The organism is Pseudomonas sp. (assembly GCF_050739655.1).
Lineage (GTDB): Bacteria > Pseudomonadota > Gammaproteobacteria > Pseudomonadales > Pseudomonadaceae > Aquipseudomonas.
Window position 1 is genome coordinate 1 of record NZ_JBOIBY010000698.1, and the last position, 3,255, is coordinate 3,255.

General features: G+C 56.6%; 3 protein-coding genes and 1 pseudogene. All 4 read left to right on the forward strand.

Annotated elements, in window-relative coordinates; genetic code table 11:
- Window positions 1-202: pseudogene (locus ACRESJ_RS32870) on the forward strand (ketol-acid reductoisomerase); the annotation flags it as partial.
- 144 nt (window positions 203-346) lie between these two features.
- Window positions 347-1,201 carry a CDP-diacylglycerol--serine O-phosphatidyltransferase gene (gene pssA, locus ACRESJ_RS32875; protein WP_057400427.1) on the forward strand — a complete coding sequence of 285 codons (855 nt, stop codon included), beginning with the start codon at window positions 347-349 and terminating at the stop codon, window positions 1,199-1,201.
- Window positions 1,202-1,259: 58 nt separating this feature from the next.
- Window positions 1,260-2,273 carry a protein-methionine-sulfoxide reductase catalytic subunit MsrP gene (msrP, locus tag ACRESJ_RS32880; protein ID WP_431761629.1) on the forward strand — a complete coding sequence of 338 codons (1,014 nt, stop codon included), beginning with the start codon at window positions 1,260-1,262 and terminating at the stop codon, window positions 2,271-2,273.
- Entirely contained in the window at window positions 2,273-2,893 is a 621-nt protein-coding gene (gene msrQ / locus ACRESJ_RS32885) for a protein-methionine-sulfoxide reductase heme-binding subunit MsrQ (protein ID WP_431761630.1), read from the forward strand. The genes msrP and msrQ overlap by 1 nt, the downstream gene beginning before the upstream one ends.
- Window positions 2,894-3,255 lie beyond the last annotated feature (362 nt).

Genomic DNA, 3,255 nt, shown 5'->3' on the forward strand with positions numbered 1-3,255 from the left:
GGCCATGCGCAACGCCCTGAAACGTATTCAGGACGGCGAATACGCCAAGATGTTCATCAGCGAAGGCGCTACCGGCTATCCTTCGATGACCGCCAAGCGTCGTAACAACGCCGCTCACGGTATCGAAATCATCGGCGAGCAACTGCGCTCCATGATGCCGTGGATCGGTGCCAACAAGATCGTCGACAAAGCCAAAAACTAAGTCACGCGCTTGTACGAAAAACGCGGCTTAGGCCGCGTTTTTTCGTTTGGGAGGCCGGTTCTGGTATAAAGCTGCATCGTTTGCGGCCGATCCGTCGTCCCAGACACCTGTCCAGACTTTCCACCCCGTTGCAAGGTAATGTCCATGAGCGAACGCCCCGAAGAGCCAAACCAGGCTTCTGACGCCGAAAGCCTGCTGCCCATCGATGAACATGTCGAGGAAGGGCATGACGCTGAAGGTCGTAAAGTCCGGCATCGTGGTATCTATCTTCTGCCGAATCTGTTCACCACTGCGAACCTGTTCGCAGGGTTCTATTCCATCATCAACTCGATGAGCGCCCAGGCTGCCTTGAGCGCCGGCGACTCGGTCAATGCGAGCAAGTACTTTGCGTTTGCCGCCATCGCCATTTTCGTCGCGATGGTACTCGACGGCCTTGATGGTCGGGTTGCGCGCATGACCAATACCCAGAGCGCCTTCGGTGCCGAGTACGACTCGCTGTCGGACATGGTTGCCTTTGGTGTTGCCCCGGCATTGCTGGCCTTCGGTTGGGCCTTGGGTGACATGGGCAAGGTCGGCTGGATGGTCGCCTTCGTTTATGTCGCGGGTGCGGCGTTGCGTCTCGCGCGTTTCAATACTCAAGTCGGTACGGCGGACAAGCGCTACTTCATCGGCCTGGCCAGCCCGGCGGCGGCGGGTGTTGTTGCGGGCATCGTATGGGCCTTCAGCGATTACGGTATCCAGGGCTCCAAGATGTCTTTCCTGGTGGCGCTGATGGTTGCTGCGGCCGGCATGCTGATGGTCAGCAACATCAAGTACAACAGTTTCAAGGAGCTGGACCTGAAGGGACGAGTGCCTTTCGTGGCGATTCTCGCTGTGGTGCTGGTCTTCGCAGTGGTGTTCAGTGATCCGCCGCGCATCCTGCTGCTGGTGTTTCTCGCCTATGCAGCCTCCGGTCCGGTTCAATACCTGTTACGCCTTCGCCGTAACAAGAGCGCGTAATTTCCCTCATACTCCGCAGTCTATGGGTGCATCTGTCCTCCAAAGCTGCGGAGTAACCATGCTGATCAAAGTCTCAAAAGCGTCCGACTGCCATGAGTCGGACGTCACGCCTGAATCCCTCTATCTGTCTCGACGCAAAGTGCTCGGTGCCACGGTTGCCGGTCTTGCTTTGGGCGGCCTGCCGCAATGGGCCAGCGCTGGTGATGCTGCGCGGTACCCGGATGTCGAATCCGGCAAGGCGCCTTCCTGGCTCAGCGAAAAGCTTGCGGCTACCAAGTGGGGCGCGGTCAACGTCAAGGATGAGGCGATAACGCCGTTCAAGGATGCGACCCATTACAACAACTTCTACGAGTTCGGCACCGACAAAGGTGATCCAGCCGCCAATGCCGGCACGCTGAAGACGGAGCCGTGGTCGGTGGTGGTGGATGGGGAGGTGGGCAAGCCTGGGCGGTATGCGCTGGAAGACTTCATGAAGCCGTATCAGTTGGAGGAGCGAATCTACCGACTGCGTTGCGTGGAGGCCTGGTCGATGGTCATTCCCTGGATCGGTTTTCCCCTCTCGGCTTTGCTCAAGGAGGTCGAGCCGACCTCGAAAGCCAGATTCATCCGCTTCGAAACCCTGCAGGATCCCGCGAGCATGCCGGGTCAGCGCTCCGGTTTTGCCTTGATCGACTGGCCGTATATAGAAGGGCTGCGTCTGGATGAGGCGATGAACCCGTTGGCGATTCTCGCGGTAGGCATGTACGGGCATGAGTTGCCTAATCAAAACGGTGCGCCGCTGCGATTGGTGGTGCCTTGGAAATATGGTTTCAAGAGCATCAAGTCCATTGTGCGCATCAGTCTGGTCGGCGAGCAGCCGAAAACCACCTGGCAGAGCATTGCGCCGAATGAATATGGCTTCTATGCGAACGTGAATCCCAAGGTTGATCATCCTCGCTGGACCCAGGCTCGAGAGCGCCGCCTGCCCAGCGGCCTGTTCAAGCCCAATGTGCGCGACACGCAAATGTTCAACGGCTATTCAGAGGAAGTCGCCTCTCTATATACGGGGCTCGACCTGAGGGCTAATTACTGATGCGCTATCCGCTTTGGCGTATCGGCGTCTTTATCGTGGTGTTGGTGTGGCCGTTGCTGTGGTTGTACCAGGCCTGGGAAGATGTCCTTGGGCCGGATCCGGGCAAGGTGCTGGTCGATCGATTGGGTTTGGGGGCGCTTGTTCTTCTGCTTGTCACGTTGAGCATGGCGCCTTTGCAGAAACTCACCGGTTGGGCGGGGTGGAACGACGTGCGGCGACAGTTGGGGTTGTGGTGTTTTACCTATGCGCTGCTCCACCTCACTGGTTACTGCGCATTCATTCTTGGTTTTGACTGGTCGCAGCTGGGTGTCGAGTTGCGCAAGCGGCCTTACATTATTGTCGGGGCGCTGGGTTTTCTTGGTTTGCTGGCATTGGCGGTGACGTCCAATCGATACAGTCAGCGGCGATTGGGTGCTCGCTGGAAGCAGTTGCATCGCCTGGCTTATGTAATTCTCGGGCTTGGATTGCTGCATATGCTCTGGATTGTGCGCGCCGACCTGAAGGAGTGGGCGATCTATGCCTCTATAGGTGCATTGCTGTTAGTGCTGCGGCTACCGCCTTTAGCCCGTCGAATCCCGCGTTTGATGGTTAAAAAGGGCTCTTCTGCCAAAAAGGCGTAAATAGTGGTTGACGGCAGATTCTGGAGGCCTATAATTCGCCCCACTTCCGGCGCAGTCTAAACGGAAAACTCCTTGATAAACAAAGAGTTACGCAGCTTTCGGCAGCGGGTTGCTTCAGGTCATCGAAGCACAAAGGAAGTTGAAAAAGAGGTGTTGACAGCAGCGGGTAACGCTGTAGAATTCGCCTCCCGCTGACGAGAGATCTGAAGCGCAAGTGGTTGAAGTTGTTAAGGATTCCTTGAAAACTTCTGAAAATAATCACTTGACAGCAAATGAGGCTGCTGTAGAATGCGCGCCTCGGTTGAGACGAAAGATCTTAACCAACCGCTCTTTAACAACTGAATCAAGCAATTCGTGTGGGT

Bases quoted from the DNA above. Each gene is read 5' to 3' on its own strand.
- pssA (WP_057400427.1), top strand. From the start codon at position 347: ATGAGCGAACGCCCCGAAGAGCCAAACCAGGCTTCTGACGCCGAAAGC.
- msrP (WP_431761629.1), top strand. From the start codon at position 1,260: ATGCTGATCAAAGTCTCAAAAGCGTCCGACTGCCATGAGTCGGACGTC.
- msrQ (WP_431761630.1), top strand. From the start codon at position 2,273: ATGCGCTATCCGCTTTGGCGTATCGGCGTCTTTATCGTGGTGTTGGTG.